At 40.6% G+C, this 17,095-nt stretch carries 15 protein-coding genes; 13 read left to right on the forward strand and 2 right to left on the reverse strand.

Features of this window, described 5'->3' with window-relative positions:
• Positions 1-55: 55 nt before the first annotated feature.
• The 7 genes from L3V41_RS13015 to L3V41_RS13045 all read left to right on the forward strand — a co-directional run bounded on the left by L3V41_RS13015 (position 56) and on the right by L3V41_RS13045 (position 8,478).
• The gene (locus L3V41_RS13015; RefSeq protein ID WP_237127981.1) at positions 56-1,642 is read left to right on the forward strand and encodes an ABC-F family ATPase; all 1,587 of its coding nucleotides are present in this window, start codon (positions 56-58) and stop codon (positions 1,640-1,642) included.
• Between the two features lie 149 nt (positions 1,643-1,791).
• Entirely contained in the window at positions 1,792-2,274 is a 483-nt protein-coding gene (gene purE, locus L3V41_RS13020; protein ID WP_054561454.1) for a 5-(carboxyamino)imidazole ribonucleotide mutase, read from the forward strand.
• A 1-nt stretch (position 2,275) separates the two neighbouring features.
• A complete protein-coding gene (locus tag L3V41_RS13025) occupies positions 2,276-3,424 on the forward strand; it encodes a 5-(carboxyamino)imidazole ribonucleotide synthase (protein ID WP_193988829.1) in 1,149 nt (382 codons plus the stop codon).
• Positions 3,425-3,559: 135 nt separating this feature from the next.
• The gene (locus tag L3V41_RS13030; protein WP_062569098.1) at positions 3,560-3,790 is read left to right on the forward strand and encodes a DUF2798 domain-containing protein; all 231 of its coding nucleotides are present in this window, start codon (positions 3,560-3,562) and stop codon (positions 3,788-3,790) included.
• Positions 3,787-4,719, forward strand: a complete 933-nt coding sequence (locus tag L3V41_RS13035; RefSeq protein ID WP_083515304.1) for a putative sulfate exporter family transporter — start codon at positions 3,787-3,789, stop codon at positions 4,717-4,719. The genes L3V41_RS13030 and L3V41_RS13035 overlap by 4 nt, the downstream gene beginning before the upstream one ends.
• Positions 4,716-5,879 (forward strand): endonuclease/exonuclease/phosphatase family protein, encoded by a 1,164-nt coding sequence (locus L3V41_RS13040; protein WP_237127885.1) that lies wholly within the window; start codon positions 4,716-4,718, stop codon positions 5,877-5,879. The genes L3V41_RS13035 and L3V41_RS13040 overlap by 4 nt, the downstream gene beginning before the upstream one ends.
• Before the next feature lie 106 nt (positions 5,880-5,985).
• Positions 5,986-8,478, forward strand: a complete 2,493-nt coding sequence (locus L3V41_RS13045; RefSeq protein ID WP_237127886.1) for a prolyl oligopeptidase family serine peptidase — start codon at positions 5,986-5,988, stop codon at positions 8,476-8,478.
• Between the two features lie 29 nt (positions 8,479-8,507).
• Here L3V41_RS13045 and rrtA read toward each other — a convergent pair whose 3' ends face one another.
• A complete protein-coding gene (gene rrtA, locus L3V41_RS13050; RefSeq protein ID WP_062569094.1) occupies positions 8,508-9,104 on the reverse strand; it encodes a rhombosortase in 597 nt (198 codons plus the stop codon).
• Between the two features lie 84 nt (positions 9,105-9,188).
• On the opposite strand from rrtA, the gene ggt reads away from it, so the two are divergent.
• From ggt to L3V41_RS13065, 3 genes are all read left to right on the forward strand, one after another.
• The gene (ggt, locus tag L3V41_RS13055) at positions 9,189-10,946 is read left to right on the forward strand and encodes a gamma-glutamyltransferase (RefSeq protein WP_237127887.1); all 1,758 of its coding nucleotides are present in this window, start codon (positions 9,189-9,191) and stop codon (positions 10,944-10,946) included.
• Positions 10,947-11,120: 174 nt separating this feature from the next.
• Positions 11,121-12,815, forward strand: coding sequence for an NAD-dependent malic enzyme (locus L3V41_RS13060; RefSeq protein ID WP_062569404.1), 1,695 nt, complete (start codon positions 11,121-11,123; stop codon positions 12,813-12,815).
• A 141-nt stretch (positions 12,816-12,956) separates the two neighbouring features.
• On the forward strand, positions 12,957-13,673 hold the full coding sequence (locus L3V41_RS13065; protein WP_237127893.1) for an SIMPL domain-containing protein: 717 nt from the start codon (positions 12,957-12,959) through the stop codon (positions 13,671-13,673).
• Here the strand turns inward: L3V41_RS13065 and L3V41_RS13070 are convergent.
• Positions 13,670-15,028, reverse strand: a complete 1,359-nt coding sequence (locus L3V41_RS13070) for a DUF2254 domain-containing protein (protein ID WP_062569092.1) — start codon at positions 15,026-15,028, stop codon at positions 13,670-13,672. The genes L3V41_RS13065 and L3V41_RS13070 overlap by 4 nt on opposite strands.
• Positions 15,029-15,149: 121 nt before the next feature.
• Here L3V41_RS13070 and L3V41_RS13075 point away from each other — a divergent pair, with 121 nt between their 5' ends.
• The 3 genes from L3V41_RS13075 to L3V41_RS13085 all read left to right on the forward strand — a co-directional run bounded on the left by L3V41_RS13075 (position 15,150) and on the right by L3V41_RS13085 (position 17,067).
• Positions 15,150-15,524 carry an MAPEG family protein gene (locus tag L3V41_RS13075; protein ID WP_237114087.1) on the forward strand — a complete coding sequence of 125 codons (375 nt, stop codon included), beginning with the start codon at positions 15,150-15,152 and terminating at the stop codon, positions 15,522-15,524.
• 69 nt (positions 15,525-15,593) lie between these two features.
• Positions 15,594-16,439, forward strand: coding sequence for a transporter substrate-binding domain-containing protein (locus L3V41_RS13080; RefSeq protein ID WP_228074460.1), 846 nt, complete (start codon positions 15,594-15,596; stop codon positions 16,437-16,439).
• Positions 16,429-17,067, forward strand: a complete 639-nt coding sequence (locus tag L3V41_RS13085; protein ID WP_193988822.1) for a sulfotransferase — start codon at positions 16,429-16,431, stop codon at positions 17,065-17,067. Before L3V41_RS13080 ends, L3V41_RS13085 begins: the two co-directional genes overlap by 11 nt.
• Positions 17,068-17,095 lie beyond the last annotated feature (28 nt).

The following is a 17,095-nucleotide window of genomic DNA, read 5'->3' on the forward strand; positions in this document are numbered from 1 at the left end:
GTTTAAAATTGCACACAGTTTCGTTTTACTTTTTTACCCGCTGGAGGGTACCGCTATCATTAGTACAGCTAATATCACCATGCAATTTGGTGCTAAACCTTTATTCGAAAATATCTCAGCAAAATTTGGCGATGGTAACCGTTACGGTTTAATCGGTGCGAATGGCTGTGGTAAATCAACCTTCATGAAAATCCTAAGTGGCGAACTTGAGCCATCTTCAGGTAACGTCAGTACAGATCCAAACGAGCGTGTTGCAAAACTAAACCAAGACCAGTTTGCTTACGAAGAGTTTTCTGTAATCGACACGGTAATCATGGGTCATAAAGAGCTGTGGGAAGTAAAAAAAGAACGTGACCGTATTTACAGCTTACCTGAAATGAGCGAAGAAGACGGCATGCGTGTAGCAGACCTTGAAACTGAGTTTGCCGAAATGGATGGTTACTCAGCAGAAGCAAAAGCAGGTGAGTTACTGATTGGTGTAGGTATTGGCACTGAGCAACACTACGGCCCTATGTCTGAAATCGCACCGGGTTTTAAACTGCGTGTGTTACTTGCACAAGTGCTGTTTTCTGATCCAGACATCATGCTACTCGATGAGCCTACCAATAACTTGGACATCTACACTATTAAGTGGTTAGAAGACGTGTTAAACCAGCGCGACTGCACCATGATCATCATTTCGCACGACCGTCACTTCTTAAACTCAGTCTGTACACACATGGCTGACATCGATTACGGCGAGCTTCGTATTTACCCTGGTAACTATGATGAGTACATGTTTGCCGCAACACAGGCTCGTGAGCGTCTACTTAGCGAAAACGCGAAGAAGAAAAGCCAAATTGCTGAGCTTCAACAGTTCGTATCGCGCTTTTCTGCAAACGCTTCAAAAGCAAAGCAAGCGACATCACGTGCTAAACAAATTGATAAAATTCAGCTTGAAGAAGTTAAAGCATCTTCGCGTCAAAGCCCATTTATTCGCTTTGAGCAAGAAAAGCAACTATTCCGTAATGCCTTAGAGCTAACAAACTTAGCGCAAGGTTTTGATAACATGCTTTTCAGTGGCCTTGAAGGCTTAGTTGAAGTAGGTGAGCGTATTGCGATTATCGGTGAGAACGGTGTTGGTAAAACAACACTGTTAAATACCCTTGCTGGTCGTTTAGCACCAAAACAAGGTGAATTTAAATGGTCAGATAACGCTAATATTGGGTATTACGCACAAGACCATGCTGACGAGTTCGAACAAGATATGAACTTATTCCAGTGGATGGAACAATGGCAACAAGAAGGTGACGACGAGCAAGTTGTTCGTAGTTTCTTAGGTCGTATGTTGTTTTCACAAAACGACATTAAAAAGTCAGTAAAAGTTATTTCAGGTGGTGAGCAAGGCCGTATGTTGTTTGGCAAAATTATGATGCATAAACCAAACATCTTATTAATGGATGAACCAACCAACCACATGGATATGGAATCTATCGAAGCGCTTAACTTAGCACTTGAAGCATACGAAGGGACTTTGTTGTTCGTATCACACGATAGACAATTTGTATCATCACTTGCTAACCGTATTTGGGAAATCAAAGACGGCAACATTATCGACTTTAAAGGTACATACACCGAGTACCTAGCAAGCAAAGAAGCATAATGTGCTTATGAGTGATTAAAAGCCATGCATGTCATGGCTTTTTTGTGCTTCTAGAGTCGCATCTTGAGGTGGTTTGGGTATATAATACCCGCCACAAAATAAGGACAAAAGTCCGCTTTTTAGAAAACAATTTTAACTGAGGTGTATTTATGACAGTTGGCATTATTATGGGTTCCAAATCAGACTGGCCAACGATGGAACATGCGGCATTAATGCTAGAAAAATTTGGCATTGAATACGAAACTAAAGTTGTTTCTGCTCACCGTACCCCTCAATTACTTGCTGACTATGCAAGCTCGGCTGCTGAGCGCGGCATTAAAATTATTATTGCGGGTGCCGGTGGTGCTGCGCACTTACCTGGTATGGCTGCGGCATTTACATCACTACCAGTTTTAGGTGTACCCGTTAAATCAAAAACACTTAATGGTGTAGATTCATTATTATCTATCTGCCAAATGCCTAAAGGTGTTGCGGTAGGTACACTGGCTATCGGCGAAGCAGGCGCTGCAAATGCTGGACTTTTAGCAGCACAAATTTTAGGTTGTCAACAGCCTGAAATCTTCGCAAAAGTTGAAGCTTTCCGTAAAGAACAAACAGACACTATCTTAGCTAACCCTAATCCCGCAGAGTAATATGAATATTTTAATTTTAGGTGCAGGTCAGTTAGCTCGCATGATGAGCTTAGCGGGTGCACCGCTTGATTTAAATGTTGTTGCCTACGATGTGGGTAGTGAAAAAATCATTCACCCGTTAACCGGTGAAGTTCACAACAGCACATTACAACAAGCTATTGATAACGCAGACGCCATCACAGCAGAATTTGAACACATTCCTGATGATGTACTAACGCTATGCTGTCAAAGTAATAAGTTTTACCCAGGTAAAGCAGCGATTAAAACTGGTGGCGATCGCGCTCTTGAAAAAGCATTACTTGATAAAACAAATGTTGAGTGTGCGCCTTATCAGCTAATTACAGAAAAAGCGCACCTTATTGCTGCTGTAGAGCGCTTAGGTAAGCCGCTTGTGATCAAAACTTGCCAAGCGGGTTACGACGGTAAAGGCCAATGGCGCTTAAAGTCTGATGATCAAATTGACCAGATCTGGTCAGAAATGGCAGATTTCATCGCATCAGGCACCGTAACTGCGCCGCACTCTATTATCGCTGAAAAGATGATTCCGTTTGACCGTGAAGTATCTATTATTGGGGCACGCGACAAAGCAGGTAACACAGTAATCTATCCACTCACTGAAAACCAACACACTAACGGTGTACTAACACTTTCAGTAGCGGGTAAAGAAAAAGCAGCAATTCAAGAACAAGCTGAGGTTGCGTTTAACAAGCTTGCGCAAGAGCTTGATTATGTGGGTGTATTAGCAATCGAATTTTTTGATGTGCAAGGCACGTTATTAGTTAACGAAATTGCGCCACGCGTGCATAATTCTGGTCACTGGACACAGCAGGGTACGCATTGCTCACAGTTCGAAAATCATATGCGTGCAGTTGCTGGTTTACCATTAGGTAGTACAGAACTACTTCGTCCTACCGCTATGATCAATGTACTAGGCCAGCCTTCTGTTCCACACTCAGTACTTGCAACGCCTGACGTTACAAGTCACTGGTATGGTAAAACGGCTAAACCTGGTCGTAAGATGGGGCATATTAATGTCTCAGCCGATAATCTTCATCAACTGGGTGAGCGTTTAGCGGCACTTGCTGAAGTGCTGCCAGAACACGATTATCCAGGTGTCGCTGCTACCAGCACCCAACTTATTTTAAACTGATCAGTTTAAATTCTAAGGAGCCGAGTTCATCTCGGCTTTTTAATATCCTAATAGAATAATACCTCTTGTCTCAAAGCACTTGCGTCAGGTTTTTCTTGCTATAGACTAATATTTTTATATTAATATTAGCTTGTTATGTTACATCCTCGATTTAGAACAGTCGTATTTGCGTTTTTTATGGCGCTGTTTATGTCTGGATTTATGTCTTTAGTGATCAGCATTTTTAACGTTGGTTTAATTGATAACATTGCAACCATTTGGCTTAAAGCATGGGCTTTTGCTTTTTGTGTGGCATTTCCTACCGTTATTTTTGTCGCACCTGTAGTGCATAAGTTAACCAATAGATTGATCAGAGCACCGTTGTGATAGCCGAACGCCCAAAACAAGTACTATTTATTACGTTATTTTTAGCATCTGCTTTGCCATTTGTTGGCTCAGCTACGGCACTTGTAGTAGGTGCTTTGTTTGCCATGCTATTAGGTAATCCATTTGCAGCGCAGTCACAAAAAATGAGTAAATGGATGCTAAAGTTGGCGGTAATTGGCTTAGGCTTTGCTGTTGATTTTAGCCAAGTAATAGAAGTAGGGCGTAGCTCTATTGTGCTTACAATCGTTAGTATTACCGCGATTATTGGCCTTGGCGAAATTTTATCGCAGTTATTTAAGTTAAATAAAAATACTGGCGTACTCATCTCATTTGGTACTGCTATTTGTGGTGGTAGCGCCATTGCTGCAATGGCGCCTGTAATTAAGGCCAAAGATCACGAAGTGGCGATATCATTAGCCGTGGTGTTTTTATTAAATGCCCTTGGTTTAGTGTTATTTCCGATGATTGGTCATTATTTTGGCCTGACTGAGCATCAGTTTGGGGTTTGGGCGGCACTGGCTATTCATGACACGAGCAGTGTAGTGGGGGCTTCCGCGGCTTATGGCGCATCTGCGCTTGCCATTGCAACAACCATTAAGCTCACCAGAGCGATGTGGATCATACCGTATACGAGTATCGCAGGTGTATTTTGGAAGTCTGATGAAAAAGCCAGTATCCCTTTGTTTATTATAGGCTTCTTGGCTGCTGCGCTGATTAATTCAAGTTTTCCAGAGTTTCAAACACTGTGGCACGCCCTTAACATAGGTGCTAAGCAAGTTTTGGTAATGACCTTATTTTTAATCGGCAGTGGCTTATCAATTTCAGTTTTAAAACAAGCGGGCATTAAACCTTTTATCATGGCGATGATCTTATGGATCATTGTCAGCAGTATTATTTTACTACTAATAGTAGACGGATTTATTTCATGAAAAATTCCTTATTAAGTTCTTCAATAGCACTTGCTACAGGCTTGTTTGCTAATAATTTAGCGGCTGCAGATCTGCGTGTTGCCACTTTCAACGTGAGCATGGACGCCACAAATTATGCTAAAAAAGGTGAGGCGGTCGATAAAGATGCTTTAAGCAAAGCATTAGCGAGTAACCACCAGCAAATTCGCAACATAGCAGAAATTATTCAACGTGTAAGACCAGATGTAATTCTACTGAACGAGTTTGATTATATTGATGCTGAAAAAGGCATTAACGTTTTTCGCAAAAACTATCTGCAAGTACCGCAAAATAAGCAGGTTGCAATTGACTATCCATATTATTTTATTGCACCAGTCAATACGGGTTTAGCTACTGAATTTGATCTAGATAACGATGGTGTAAAGGGGCATTACAAAGGCGACGCGCAGGGCTTTGGCTTCTTTGAAGGGCATTATGCGATGGCAGTACTGTCACGTTACCCAATTGGTTTAGATAAAGCACGTACTTTACAAACATTCAAATATAAAGACATGCCAAATGCGCAAATGCCCATCGACCCTAAAACAGGTAAAAACTGGTATTCTGCTGAGGAATGGCAAGCAATCCACCTAAGCTCTAAATCATTTTGGGATTTACCGATTGATGTAAAAGGAAAAACGGTTCATCTACTAGCTTCACATCCAACACCGCCAGTTTTTGATGGTGATGAAGACCGTAACGGTAAGCGTAATCACGATGAAGTGCGCCTAATTGCTGATTACATCAATAATGCGAACTACATTTATGATGACAAAGGCCAAAAAGGGGGCTTAAAAGCGAAAAGCCGCTTTGTGATTGTTGGGGATTTAAATGCGGCACCTGAAGGTGGTAAAGCTCGTCCTGAAACAACTGACCAAATTTTGAAAAACCCTCTAGTGAATACTTCATTTACCCCTTCTAGCAAAGGGGCTAAACAGTCCTATAAAGAAGAATATGCAAAAAATTACACGGCCTATTGGCAAGCCCGTGCTGATTACGTACTCCCTTCTAATTACGGTATTGAGATCAATGACGGCGGGGTATTTTGGCCAGTAAAAAGCTCAGAATTATACCGTTTGATTAAAGATCGTAATGCCTCATCTGATCATCGTATGGTATGGCTTGATATTAGCTTGAAATAAGCTGTTATTAAACGGAAAAGTTTGGCTGTTTATCCTATAAAAATTGCTATTTCATCAGTGCTTCTGCTTAAATAAGGCGAATTATAATAACCCCGTAAGAAGCACTATGAAATTCAAAACCACTGCTAATAAAACGTTAGTGGCTCTCGCAGTCGCATCTAGCTTTATGCTAGCTGGTTGTCAATCAACCGCCTCAACACCTTCTGAAGAACAAGTAAACAATGTAGCCCCTGTTGTTGTTACCCCTGCTGACACAGGCTCAGCTGAAATCACGTTAGAGCAAGCAATGGCTCACCCTGATTGGTTAGGCCGTCAGCCAGAGCGTGCTTTCTGGAATGGTGATTCTAACAGCATTGTTTATGTACAAAAGCAACAGGGTAGTGAGTTACGTGATTTATATGTGCAAGCGGTTAATAGCCAATCTGCATCACAATTAACGTTAAACAAATTACACACCGTAGGTGCAAAAAACGCAGTTTACTCGGCTGATAAAAAGCAACAGGCTTATGCATTTGAAGGTAATATCTTTGTTAAAAACCTAAGCACTGGTCAAATTACACAAATTACACACGACAGCGCACAGCAATCAAAGCCGCAGTTTTTAACGGATGGCAGCCTTGCGTATCGCCAAGGTAATGCATTTTATAAAGTTGATTTGGCAACAGGTCGTCAAGTTGAGTTAGTTAACTTACACCTAGACGATGCACCTAAAGGTGTGCAAGAGCCAGACACGTATATTGCAAAAGAGCAGCACAAACTAATTGATTACATTGCGCTGACTCACAAAAACAAAAAAGATCGTGAAGCGCGTAAAGAGCAAATTAATGAGCAAAACGACAGTATTGCTAATTCACAGTTCTATTTAGGTAAAGATAAACGTTTGGCAGACGTGCAGCTTTCACCAAATGGTCAAGCTCTCGTTGCAGTTACCACTGAAAACCGCTCATGGCGCGATGAAGGCGATATCATGCCTAATTACATTGCCGATGATGCGCGCGTAAAAGCTGAAAAAGTACGTCGTCGCGTTGCGGATGAAAAACCAATCAGCTCAGATGTTATTTACATCGACCTTAAATCAGGCGAGCAAACAACCCTTGCATTCGATACCTTACCTGGTTTTGATGAAGACGTTCTTGCAGCTGTTAAGAAAGAAAACTTCGCTCGTGATGGCAAAACTTACAAGTCTGAAAAAGCGCCGCGTGCTATCAACCTAATGATGGATTGGGGTTGGGATCAAAGTGCAATCCAATGGAACACAGATGGTTCACACGTGGCTCTTATGCTTGAAGCATGGGACAACAAAGACCGTTGGTTAGCGACTGTTGATACACAAAACAACAAACTTGTTTCACAGCACCGTTTACATGACGATGCGTGGGTTAACTATGCATACAACGATTTTGGTTGGTTGAACAACTCTGATACGCTTTACTATCTATCTGAAGAGTCTGGTTACAGCCATATTTACAAAAAGCCACTTAACGGTAAAGCAACGCAGCTTACTAAAGGCCAATTTGTTGTTTCTAACTTAACGTTAACGGCTGATAACTCAGCAATTTACTACAAAGCTAACGTTGAGCACCCAGGTCTTTACGAAATCTATCGTGTAAACCCTGCAAACGGTGAGTCTGAGCAAATCACTAACCTTGATGGCATGACCGACTACCAGTTAAGTCCAGATGAAAGCAAACTATTGCTAACCCACTCTAAGATTATGTCGCCACCTGAGCTTTACGTTGCTGATGCAAAAGCAAATACCCAAGCAACTCAGTTAACGCACACGGTATCTGATGAGTTTTTAGCGAAGAAGTTAATTGCACCTAAGATTGTTGCTGTGCCTTCAAGCCACACTGATCAGCCAATTTACGCAAAAGTATATTACCCAGCTGATTATAAAGAAGGCGAGACAGGCAAAAACCGTAAAGCGGTTATCTTTAACCATGGTGCAGGTTACTTACAAAACTCACACATGGGTTGGTCTGGTTACTTCCGCGAGTTTATGTTCCACTCACTATTGGCTTCAGAAGGCTACGTAGTCATGGATATGGACTACCGTGCCTCTAAAGGTTATGGCCGTGATTGGCGTACAGCAATTTATCGACAAATGGGTACGCCAGAAATTCAAGATTTAGCAGACGGCGTAAGCTGGATGGCAGACAACGCTAACGTAGATACAAAAGCGGTAGGCACCTACGGTGGTTCATACGGTGGTTTCATGACATTCATGGCGCTATTTACACAACCTGATTTATTTCAAGCAGGTGCAGCGCTTCGTCCGGTAACTGATTGGGCTCACTACAATGGTCCTTACACGTCGAACATCTTAAATCACCCAGATGTTGACCCAATTGCGTATGAGAAGAGTTCACCAATTTATTTTGCGGAAGGTTTGAAAAATCGCTTATTAATCAACGCACCTATGGTTGATGACAACGTATTCTTCCAAGACTCTGTGCGCCTAGTACAACGTTTAATTGAGCTTGAAAAAGAAAACTTTGAAACAGCTATTTTCCCAGTTGAACCGCATGGCTTTGTACAGCCATCAAGCTGGTTAGATGAATACCGTCGTATTTATAAGTTGTTCAAAGAAACGCTTTAGTTTTTGGACTTATACAAAACAGCCACTTATTAGTGGCTGTTTTTATATGTAGACTTTAAAACATTTATAAATACTGGCAAAGCCAGTACTGTGCCACCAAGTGCACCAATAAGATGGGCATCTATAGCCACATTTGATGCAATTAATTGGCTTACTGAATCACTAGGGCCTGCAATTTGCTCCCAAATAACTTTCGCCCATGTGCCTACGAACAACAACCAGCCTGAAAAGAGGCCTGCTTGTACGTCTTTTATCGAGCCCCAAATTATTACACCATGCAGTAATGCACTAAGTCCCGTATAAATATAAATATCAGGGCAAAATAACCACACCCCTAATCCACACCAAAGTGCAAGAACAGCGATGTTAAAAGCGTATCTAAATGGTGATGTATGCTCAGCATGTAATGCCCATATTAAAAAAATACCAGCGCAATTTAAGAAAAGATGAGGCCAATTTGCATGAACGAATTGACTCGTGAAAATCCGCCAATATTCACCATTTGTAACTAACAACCGGTTAAATTCTAAATAATCATTAAGATTAAATGCCGCAAAAAAAGTGCTTAGTAAGATTAAACATAAAGGAGGAAGTACATATAGTGGTTTCAGGGGCAGGTTGATCATGTTATTTTTATGGCTTAGAGATTTTTTGCATATTGTGCACGTTTCACACCAAGATGCCAATTAAACAACCGGGATTTAGTTTTTATGTTTTTTAAAACCAAAGCACTTATCGTGCTCTCTTCTTCATTACTGTATTGTTCAACACTTTTAGCTGCACCGGCAAAAATTGAAACAAGAGAACCAGAAGCGGCAACGGGATTTGCTGATAAGCAGGTCGTTGAAGGCGATAAATATATGGTCGCAGCAGCCAATCCTTATGCTGTAAAAGCAGGGCAAAAAATGCTTGAGCTAGGCGGTACAGCAGTTGATGCGGCAATCGCCACTCAACTCGTTCTTACATTAGTTGAACCACAATCATCAGGCATAGGTGGTGGCACCTTTATGATGTACTTTGATAATAAGTCAAAGAGTTTAACAAGTTTTGATGGCCGTGAAACTGCGCCTAGTAATGCGGATGAAACGCTGTTTTTAGATGAGCACGGTAAAGCGGTAAAATGGATTGAAGCGGTGGTTGGTGGTCGCTCAGTGGGTGTTCCGGGTATTTTACATGCCTTTGCATCAGCTCATAAGCGCTACGGCAAGCTTTCTTGGCAAACGCTATTTCAACCTGCAATTGCGCTTGCAGAACAAGGATTTGTTGTGTCACCTCGCCTGCACAAGTTACTAGCTAAAGAACTAAACCCTGGTGTTACAAAGTTGCCCGTTATTCGTGATTACTTTTTTCCAGACGGAAAGCCGCTCGCTATTGGCACTGTTAAGAAAAACCCTGAGCTTGCAGCACTTTATAAAGAAATAGCAAAACGCGGTATTGATGCTTTTTACAAAGGCGAAAATGCACAACAACTTGTTCATGCAGTGCAAAATTCAATTGTAGCGCCAGGCACACTTCGCGTAGAGGATTTAGCAAGCTATCAAAGCAAAGAACGTGCACCTGTGTGTGTTGATTATCATCAATATGAAGTGTGTTCAATGGCTCCACCAAGCAGTGGGGGAGTTGCTGTGTTACAAATTCTAGCCTTGCTTGAGCACAAAGAAATGGCAAAGCTTGAACCTAACTCAGTACAAGCACTTCATTATTTTACTCAAGCATCGCGTTTAGCTTTTGCCGACAGAAATGTATACATGGGTGACCCTGATTTTATGGCAATCCCTACCGAAGGCTTGTTAAACAAAGAGTACATTACCAGTCGCGCTAAACTTATTTCAGAGAAAGATGTTCATGCCGAAGCAGGCACGCCACCTAACTCACTTGCTTATGCACAAGATGATGCGTATGAATTGCCATCAACAAGTCATGTATCTATTGTTGACAGTGAAGGCAATGCAGTTTCGATGACCAGTTCAATTGAGATGGCGTTTGGTTCAACAGTTATGGTAAATGGGTATATTTTAAATAATCAACTGACTGATTTTGCTTTATCGCCAACAAAAGATGGTAAATCTTTAGCAAATCGTGTTGAAGCAGGTAAACGCCCGCGTAGCTCAATGTCGCCAGTCATGGTGTTTAACAAAGACGGTAGCTTGCGCTTAGTGGTTGGTTCACCCGGTGGTAGTCGTATCATTGATTATGTAGCGCAAGTGGTTATTGGTGTTCTCGATTGGAATTTAGACGCGCAAGAGGCGATCAACTTACCACGCATTACAAACCGAAATAATTATACCAGCCTTGAAAAAGGCACCGAGCTTGCAAATCATAAAGCTGAATTTGTTAACCGTGGACACAATGTTCGCATCTTAGATTTAAACTCTGGTTTACATGCTGTTGAACTAAAAGAGGGTAAACTTTACGGCGCTGCTGATCCGCGTCGTGAAGGTATTGCTTTAAGTGATAAAAGCCATTAAAAACGTGCTCAGCAGCCTTAAAGCTGCTGAGTTTTCATGTATACTAAAGAGTATGCAGTTTAGAGCATAAAATTCATTTTCTTCAATGGTCTGACAAGGTGGATTGTCATTGCAATTTCACCTTCAACAGTAATAATGTCAGGTCATAATTATGACGCATCAAAGCTTGGAAATATGACTACAAATACCGATCCAAATTATCTATATATTCCTTATTCAGGCCCTGGCCTTATTGAAACGCCGCTATTAAACAAAGGCAGCGCTTTTTCACAAAAAGAAAGAGAAAGTTTCAACCTAGCTGGCTTATTACCTCCTCGTTACGAGACTATCGAAGAGCAGGTTGAGCGTTGTTATCAGCAATATTCAAGCTTTAGCGACAACCTAAATAAGCACATTTACTTACGCGCAATTCAAGATAACAACGAAACCTTATACTACCGCTTAGTGCGTGATCATCTTGAAGAAATGATGCCTATCATTTACACACCAACAGTAGGTGATGCGTGCGAAAAATTCTCGGATATTTACCGCAGTGCCCGTGGTTTATTTATTTCGTATGAAGATCGTTTTCAAATTGATGATATCTTACGTAATGCTACAAAAGGTAAAGTTAAAGTTATCGTTGTAACGGACGGTGAGCGTATTCTTGGTTTAGGTGACCAAGGTATTGGTGGCATGGGTATTCCAATCGGTAAATTATCACTTTACACAGCGTGTGGTGGTATCAGCCCTGCTTATACATTACCTGTAATGCTTGATGTTGGTACGAATAACGAAAAACTGCTAAATGACCCAATGTACATGGGCGCACGTCATAAGCGTATCTCACAAGACGAGTATGATGAATTCTTAGAATTATTTATTAAAGCTGTTAAACGTCGCTGGCCTAGTGTGCTGTTGCAGTTTGAAGATTTTGCACAACCGAACGCAATGCCTTTACTGAAACGTTACCGTAACGACATTTGTAGCTTTAATGATGATATCCAAGGAACAGCAGCTGTGACTGTAGGTTCATTACTTGCTGCATGTCGTGTAAAAGGTGCAAAGCTTTCTGAGCAAAAAGTAGTGTTTGTTGGCGCAGGTTCTGCGGGTTGTGGTATCGCTGAGCAAATTATCAGTACTATGGTTGCTGAAGGCATTAGCGATGAGCAAGCTCGTTCTCAAATCTTCATGGTTGACCGTTTTGGTCTACTTACTGAAGGTATGGAAGGTTTACGTGATTTCCAAGATGCACTAGCTCAACCGAAAGCACATTTAAGCGAGTGGACTTACAGTGGTGAGTACGCATCACTCCTTGATGTAATGCACTGTGCACAACCAGACATCTTAATCGGTGTATCTGGTCAACCTGGACTCTTTACAGAGCAAGTTATCCGTGCAATGCATGCATCTTGTGCACAGCCAATTATTTTCCCATTGAGTAATCCTTCGAAGCAAGTTGAAGCACTTCCTGCTGATGTAATCGAGTGGACAGACGGCCAAGCAATTGTTGCTTCAGGTAGCCCATTTGATCCTGTTAATTACAATGGCCAAGTATTTCCAATTCCTCAATGTAACAACAGCTACATCTTCCCAGGTATTGGCTTAGGCGTTATTGCAGCTAAAGCAACCCGTATTACAGATGCAATGTTAATTGTCTCGAGTGAAACGTTAGCAGAGTCTTCGCCTCGCGCTAATACCGGTAAGGGTAGTTTGTTACCTGCCTTAACTGAGATTCAGGCTTTAAGTAAACGTATTGCGTTTGCTGTCGCTAAAAAAGCGATGGAAGAGGGCGTTGCATTAGAATTAAGTGATGAAGCTCTATGGGCTGCAATCGAAAAGAATTACTGGTTACCTGAATACCGTAACTACAAACGTCGTAGTATTTAATTCTTAATTTCTATTCAGAAAAAACAGGCTTTTTAGCCTGTTTTTTTATCGTTATTAAAAAATTTGCGCAATCGCCTTGTTCATATTGAATTAACCCTTTAAGGTGATAATGAACGGAGTTTAAGTTAAGGAACATGAATTATGCGTAAGTTCGTTTTTGCCACAATTGCCAGTGCAATCAGTTTAAATGTATTTGCTCAATCAGCACCTGATTCACCTCATATCTACATTCAAGGCCAAGCAACCGTTACCGCTATTCCTGATAACGTCAAGCTGACAGTGGCTATCGTCGAAGTTGATAAAGACCTAATAGCAGCAAAAAATAAAGCTGACACCACTATGGCTAAAGCGATAAAGTTAGCCAAAAGCCAAGGTGTAGATGAAAAAGGTATTTATGCTTCTAATATCTCGATTGATAGACAAACCGAATACAACAGAGAAACAGGTAAACAAAATTTTGTAGGTTACCGTGTAACGCGAAGCTTATCTCTGACCCTAGAAGACTTAAAGAAATACCCAATATTATTACAGCAACTTGTTGATTCAGGTATTAATGAAATAAATCAAACTCAATTTGTTTCTAGCCGCTATGATGAGCTGCACAAACAAGCACAAAAGCTCGCGATAAAAGATGCCAAAGCAGCAGCAAAAGAGCTTGCAAGTGATTATGGTGTAGAGCTAAAAGGTTTATATACGGCTTCGAATAGTCCTCTAAAGACCGATGTACAACCGTATATGCGTGCTGAAAAAATGATGGTTGCCGCAGATGCATCAGGTAACTACGTGCCTGATGCCTATCAAAGTGGTGAAATCACCATCACGGCCAGTAGTTACGCTGTTTACCTTATCGAAAATTAATCTTCTGAATTGGTGGTAAATTTTGCCACCAATTTTTCCCCTTTGTCTTCAGATATTCTCGCAATTGCTTTTAGCATGTTGGTAATTTGCTCTCTGTCGTAATCATTACTTGTATTACGGTCTATATCCTCTACTATCGCTTCTAAATAAATGAACAGGCTCTCTGTGGCTTCACTGTTTTCAGAGGATCTGAATAGAATATTTTTAAACGCTTCGAGTACATTAACCATTACATAAGCATCACCCTTGGCGTAATTGCGTATAGGGGTAAAGTTATCGTGCAATAGCTCGTCAAAAGATGTTTCGTGCAGATATAAATACGGCTTATCACCCTCAGCATGCTTCAGCGAGTAGTTCACATCGCTAATATTGAGCCTTTTAATGAGTAGAATACTCAACATATCGATCGCTTTTACTGCCGTACCAGGATCATTAATGCCTGGGCTCATTGCTTTTACTGCGATTTCAGAAATTTGCGTCATACCATAGCGGTAATGGTCACGAATGTATTCTTCTATATAAAAAATAAAACAAGCAAGCAGCTCTTCTACAAGTTCAGGTTTATCTGATAAATCCGTATCACACTTTAAAAAGGGATAACCTTTAACCGTAAAAAAACCTTGTTTAACCGAGATATAAATTCTGATGTTATGTTTCTTACACAAAGCACATAATTTATCACTGTGTGCACCTTTAAAGTAACCTTCTGTTTTACTTTTAATGCTATGCCAATCATCAAAGCGAGGAAAGTCGTTAACAGGGTTCTCCTCCTGCATTGAAATAATACTCTTTAGCTCCGCTTTGGTATTCTTGAATAAATCGTTGAGAACATTATCCACTTGAATTGCTTTAGAAATTGAGTGAATAAAGTAAACAAAAAAGCCCAATGAAATAAGGCCAAAAATTAATGAAAACAAGATGCCCAGAGAAGGGATCCCCGTATCTCCATCCCCAATAGTACGGATATTAATAAGCATAATAATGGTGTAAATAATGCTACCTAAATAAAAACCCAGTACAAGTTGATGTGATTTACGAGTAATGAGGCCAGGAAGTACTCTGGGAGACAGGCTGGCACTGGCACTATTTAATACAACCATTACCATCGAAAAGCTAAACACAGTGAGTGAAATAATACTGCCTGCTAGTGTGCTTAAGATGGTTCTGGCGTTTTCTTCACTGTCGACCAGTAACACACCAATGAGCTCTTTAAATTCCATCGATAAAGACGAATACTCAATTGCCGTTGTCACTAAAGCAAAAACTAAAAACATCACCGAGAGCATAGATGGGTAAAACCCTATACTGCTTATCATTTCTCGGTAGTTATCAGCTAATTTTCTTGGCGTAAACATGCACTTCCTTAAGAACAGTTAGACTTTCGATATGATCAAGTCATAATAGTTGAGAATATACAAACAGCCTAGCAATAAACTTGGCTAAGCGTCTAATGTTAAATAAAAATTTGGAAAAAATGTGATTGTTTCAATATTTGCAGCCGTTTTGGCAATAATGTACATCCAGTTAAGTTTTAGGGTAATTAACCTACGCAAAAAAAAGAAAATCTCGTTGGGAGACGGCGGAGACAGCACATTAAATGCTGCAATTCGCACCCATGGAAATTTTATCGAATACGTGCCTTTTTCGTTGATTCTGCTATTTTTAGTAGAGTATCAAGGTCTTTCAAGCCATTACTGCTATGTTTTAGGTTTAATGTTAGTCGTCGGACGCATTTGCCACAGTTACGCACTAGCAGAAAATCAATTGAAATTCCGTGTTATTGGAATGGGGCTTACCTTTTTAACTATGATACTAAGCGCAGTTTTATTATTAATCACGCGAGTTATTTAGCTTATGCAAACGTCTGTTTTTACACTTGCCTTTCTTTTATGTTGTCAAAGCGCGCTTGCAAGTGTAGAAATGGACAACTCAACATCAAGCATAACTTCAGATAATCAAACGCTCCGTGTGGTGTACCCTAAGACCATGCCAAATTTAGATGAAGAGGTGCTTTATCCGCTCATTTTACTTCGCTCTGCTTTAGAACATAGTGGTGTAAAGTTCATACTAACTCCTTCTAAACACCTTCTAGGCCAAAGCCGTGTACTAAGACAAATAGAAGTTGGTGGAGAGATCAACGTCAACTGGACCATGACAACGATTGAGCGAGAGCAACGATTATTCCCATTAAGAGTGCCTTTGTTCAAAGGTTTATACGGATGGCGTTTACTTTTAACAACCCAATCGCAATTAAAGCAGCTAGAGCAACTGCACACGTTAGATGATTTAAAGACGGTTTACTTCGTTCAAGGGCAAGACTGGCCCGATACAAAAATACTTCGAGACAACGGACTCGTTGTATTTACCTCTTTAGATTATACGTCACTTTTTAACATGCTAAATAAAGGGCGAGGGCAGTTGTTTCCTCGTTCAATTCTGGAAGTTGATATAGAAAAAGCAATATTTGAAAATGACATGGAACTTGAAGTGTTACCACAACTCATGCTGAAATACCCAAGCCCAATATATTTCTTTTTTAATAAGAACAACACTAAAATTGCTGATGCAGTCACTAAGGGTATTAATATCATGCGTGAAAATGGCGAATTTGATCGCCTTTTTTATAAATATAATGGCGCAGCAATCAATAATGCCAGCATACACACTAAGACTATTATAGAATTAGAAAATAAAGATTTACCTCCATTAACCCCTGTAAGCGATGCTTCTTTGTGGTTAACCATACAGACTGTGAATGAAAAATAAGATATTTATAATCGGTTTGCCGCGCACAGGCACAACCAGCATATGCCATAGCTTTTTAGAGCTAGGATATAAAACAGCACACACGGCTTATACCCAACAATCAATCCACAACGCAGAAGTTATTGCCGATACCCCAGTGTTCAATGAATATAAACTACTCGACAAGCACTTCGATAATTGTAGATTTATTAATTTAGAGCGCGAGCTAACTAAATGGCTGCCATCTATAAGGCAACTGCTTACACGCATGCACACCAACTTAATGCGAGAAGATGGTGGCTTTAATACTCACCTTAAACGTTGTTACTTAGATACTTTTGGCTGTTTTAATTTGTCCGATATTGAATCTGACGAATACCTAACCCAGTGTTATAACCGCCACCAAAATCAAGTTTCTGAGTATTTTAGAGGGCGAGAGCACCAGCTCTTGTCTTTGAGTGTTGCTGATGAGCAAAGTCCTAAACTACTTCAAAACTTTCTTCAAACAGAGCAAACTATCACCTTTAAACCACTGAATATAGCGGGCAAAGTAACAGCTTGGAATGACATAAAACACCCTAACAAAGTGGCCTCTACACGAAATGGAAAAATAGATAAGTCACTGGGTTACAATCACAAGATTTTATAACGTAAATGCGCTAAAATCGCCGCCATTA

Origin of the sequence: Pseudoalteromonas sp. L21 (genome assembly GCF_021728035.1) — a bacterium.
Classification (GTDB): Bacteria; Pseudomonadota; Gammaproteobacteria; order Enterobacterales; family Alteromonadaceae; genus Pseudoalteromonas; species Pseudoalteromonas arabiensis.